Annotated in this window: 4 protein-coding genes and 1 pseudogene; 1 reads left to right on the plus strand and 4 read right to left on the minus strand. The window is 35.4% G+C overall.

Annotated elements, in window-relative coordinates; translation table 11 throughout:
- Positions 1-82 precede the first annotated feature (82 nt).
- The 4 genes from ACP5S8_RS07930 to ACP5S8_RS07945 are packed head-to-tail and all read right to left on the minus strand — an operon-like array spanning position 83 to position 2,730.
- On the minus strand, positions 83-655 hold the full coding sequence (locus tag ACP5S8_RS07930) for a polyphenol oxidase family protein (RefSeq protein ID WP_461876408.1): 573 nt from the start codon (positions 653-655) through the stop codon (positions 83-85).
- Positions 656-1,528: a PSP1 domain-containing protein gene (locus tag ACP5S8_RS07935; protein ID WP_461876409.1), complete on the minus strand. Its 873-nt coding sequence runs from the start codon at positions 1,526-1,528 to the stop codon at positions 656-658.
- 10 nt (positions 1,529-1,538) lie between these two features.
- Complete coding sequence (locus tag ACP5S8_RS07940; RefSeq protein ID WP_461876410.1) at positions 1,539-2,405, minus strand: aspartate carbamoyltransferase; 867 nt, start codon at positions 2,403-2,405, stop codon at positions 1,539-1,541.
- Between the two features lie 13 nt (positions 2,406-2,418).
- Positions 2,419-2,730 (minus strand): rhodanese-like domain-containing protein, encoded by a 312-nt coding sequence (locus ACP5S8_RS07945; RefSeq protein WP_461870110.1) that lies wholly within the window; start codon positions 2,728-2,730, stop codon positions 2,419-2,421.
- 127 nt (positions 2,731-2,857) lie between these two features.
- Here ACP5S8_RS07945 and ACP5S8_RS07950 point away from each other — a divergent pair.
- Positions 2,858-3,226: pseudogene (locus ACP5S8_RS07950) on the plus strand (hypothetical protein); the annotation flags it as partial.

Consider the following 3,226-nt stretch of genomic DNA (forward strand, 5'->3'; position numbering starts at 1 on the left):
ATATACCAGAAGGAACGCTGAGGGCTATACTAAAACAAGCAGATATTAGTATAGAAGAATTTTTAGAAAAATCTTGAGATATTTAATTTTTTTCTACAAAAACCACCATTCTTTCTTTTGTTTTATCTCTTCTATAGCTTGGAATTTCTTTGTTGCATATGGTGCATGTATCGTATACCAAAAGTCTAATATCTTTGTTAAGGGCTTTTAATTGACTTATGGCTTCTTTCTGTGTATCAAAAAATAATTTGTTATCAACGACTTTTAAGCTTTTAAAATAGTTTTGAAATTCTGGTCCCACTTCATAACAACATTCTTTCGCAGAAGGACCTATAAAAGCAAAGTAAGGTTTTTCCGAAAAGCTTTCAAACAAAGAAAAAGCCTCTTTCAAAATGCCGTTGTAAAGCCCTCGCCAACCAGCATGAATAGCCCCTACAAAGTTTTTTGATTTTAAAATTATAGGCACACAATCCGCCGTTTTTACACCTATCTTAAAAGCGCTTCTGTCTGTTATAACACCGTCAGCTTCTATATTTTCAGCGTAATCGTTTATATAGACTACAACGTTTGAATGAATTTGTTTTGGTAAAAATATCCCTTGTGAGTCTTTTGTTATACCTATCTTAAAATCTTCAAACTCTCCATAAAAAAGCATTCAAGCAAGTGCTTCTTCAAAAATAACGCTTTGCTGTTCTACGTTAGAAGCACAACATCCGCCGCAAGAAGCACACTTTTTAACAGCCACTTCATAGCCTTCTGGTAGCAAATCCATAACGTTTACATTTAATCTATCTTCCGAAGAGGTCAAAGCTACCAAGTTTGTAAGCGGGTCTATATGAGATACCGTATATTCTTTATTTTCAAAACAAATATTTGTGCCTTCTGGGGGAAGTATATACTTTATTACATAGTTTATCTTTTCAAAAGACATGCAACACACAAGTTTACCGCATGGACCTGTAAATTTTGAAGGAGACATAGGTAGGTTTTGCATCTCCATATCTTTTAGGTTCACAGATTCAAACACATCTATAAAGTTTGAACAACATGTCTTACATCCACACATTCCAACGGCACCAAGCATTTGGACGGCATCCCTAGTACCTATTTGTCTCATCTCAATCCTTTTTTTAATGGCTTTAGCCAAATCTTTTACAAACTGCCTAAAATCAACCCTTGTTTCAGCAGTATAAAAGAAGTAAGATTTTAAACCGTCTATAGGTGTGTAAGCTTTTATAAATTTTAGAGATAGATTGTGTTGTTTGGAAAGTTCTTTGGCAATTTTCATATAGCTTTGAGAAATTTTGCTAAAGTGATGCATTTTAGATATATCTTGTTTTGTGGCTTTTCTTATAAAAAAAGAAGGTTTCACTTCGTAAAGCTTGTTAGATACTCCCACCACTTTTGCAATATCCACGCAATCGTCTTTACTTACGATTACGTAAGAGTTTTTTGGTAAAACCTCATTTGTACCTTCTAAAAGGCCTATCTTGTTTGTGTCCATGTATCTTATATATGTATATTTCATAAACCATCTCCTATCCTACAACATATTCTATCATAGCCATCCGGACGAACACGCCGTTTTCAATCTGATTTGCTATCAAAGATTTCTCCTTGTACAACAAATCACCATCTATATCAACACCCCTATTTACAGGGCCAGGATGCATCAAAAATCCTCTAATTTTATTATATCTTTCTTTTGTTATTCCGTACATGTCAAAATAGCTTTCTAAGTTGTAGGTTTCTTTGTGTCTTTCTTTTTGAATTCTCAAAGCTATTACATGATGAGCCCACTCTATAGCCTCATCTAAATTTGTAAAAACTTTATCCATAAAAGGGTAATCTTTTGGTATGAAACCAGGATACCCGCAAACCCCTATATTAGCCCCTTCTAATTTAAAAAGATAAGCCCCCGACCTAAAAACTCTGCTGTGATATATGTCTCCTACGTAAAGTATGTTTTGATTTTTTAACGTATGTGTTTTTTCTAAAAGCGTAAAAACATCCAAAAGTCCTTGGGAAGGGTGTTCATGAGTGCTGTCCCCAGCATTTATAAGTCCCAACTTCAGCTCTAACAATGCTTCATAGTCAAATATGATGTCAGAAGTCCTAAAAATCACCACATCTATACCAATTTTTTTAAGAGATAAGAATGTATCAAAGAGCGTTTCGCCTTTTACTGACGATGAGAAGTTTCCCTGTATGTAATAGGTTTCACATCCTAAGTTTCTTGATGCTTTTTCAAAAGAAAGCCTCGTTCTTGTAGAGGGTTCTTCAAAAAAAAGGGCGCAAGACTTGTTTAAAGTGGGGTATATATTTTTTTCTTTGAAAAACTTAGCTCTCTCTAAAATGTTTTTATAGTCATCTTTTATATTTTGGGCTTCTATTATGTATTTCATAATAGGCTCATGATTAGCCCTTTTCTACCTCATAAGGCCAGTTTAATATACCGCCTATTACGTTGTAAGCATCAAATCCAAGCTGTCTTAGAGCATAGGTAGCAAAAGCGCTTCTGTTTCCGCTCCTACACATTACAAGGTATTTTTTGTTTTTGTCAAGTTCTTTAAATTTAAATCTTAGATCATCCACCGGTATCAAAACGCTGTTTGGCACTCTTATTTGCCTATATTCTTGAGGTGTCCTCACATCCAAAAGCACTGCATTTTCTTCTGATTCTAAAATCTTCTTTGCCTCTTCTGGTGTAATCTCAGGGATATTAAACATCTATATCAAACCTCCAATTTCATATAATAATATACCAAAAGCAAAAATAAATCAATCTGATAAATAAAATATTTTAACCGGCGTTAATAAATTTGTTTTTTAAGCTAATACAAAGTTAGTAAGACGAATGGCTTACGGGGTCGTTGGGCTTCTATCGTTGGCGGTATTTGCGCCAAAAGCAAGCTTTGCAATACCATCTTTCGCAAGACAGACAGGACTCACTTGTGATGTGTGCCATACGGTATTTCCACACCTTACACCCTTTGGTAGAGAGTTTAAACTCCACGGTTATACCTACGATTATTCGGAGCTTATCAAAATGGTAAGACAAGCTGCCAAAAAAAGAGCCGCAGAAGAAGGCGGCATGCCAAACTTGGTGATAAACAAGATACCTATGGTATCTGTTAGAATAGCCTGTGTGTGGGCAAACCAAGACGGCGGCTCTATGGTTGGTCATGGAAGGGTAACTGGTGGCCAAGGTGCATTCTCTTATCCG

It is taken from the genome of Hydrogenobaculum sp. (genome assembly GCF_049967395.1).
Lineage (GTDB): Bacteria > Aquificota > Aquificia > Aquificales > Aquificaceae > Hydrogenobaculum.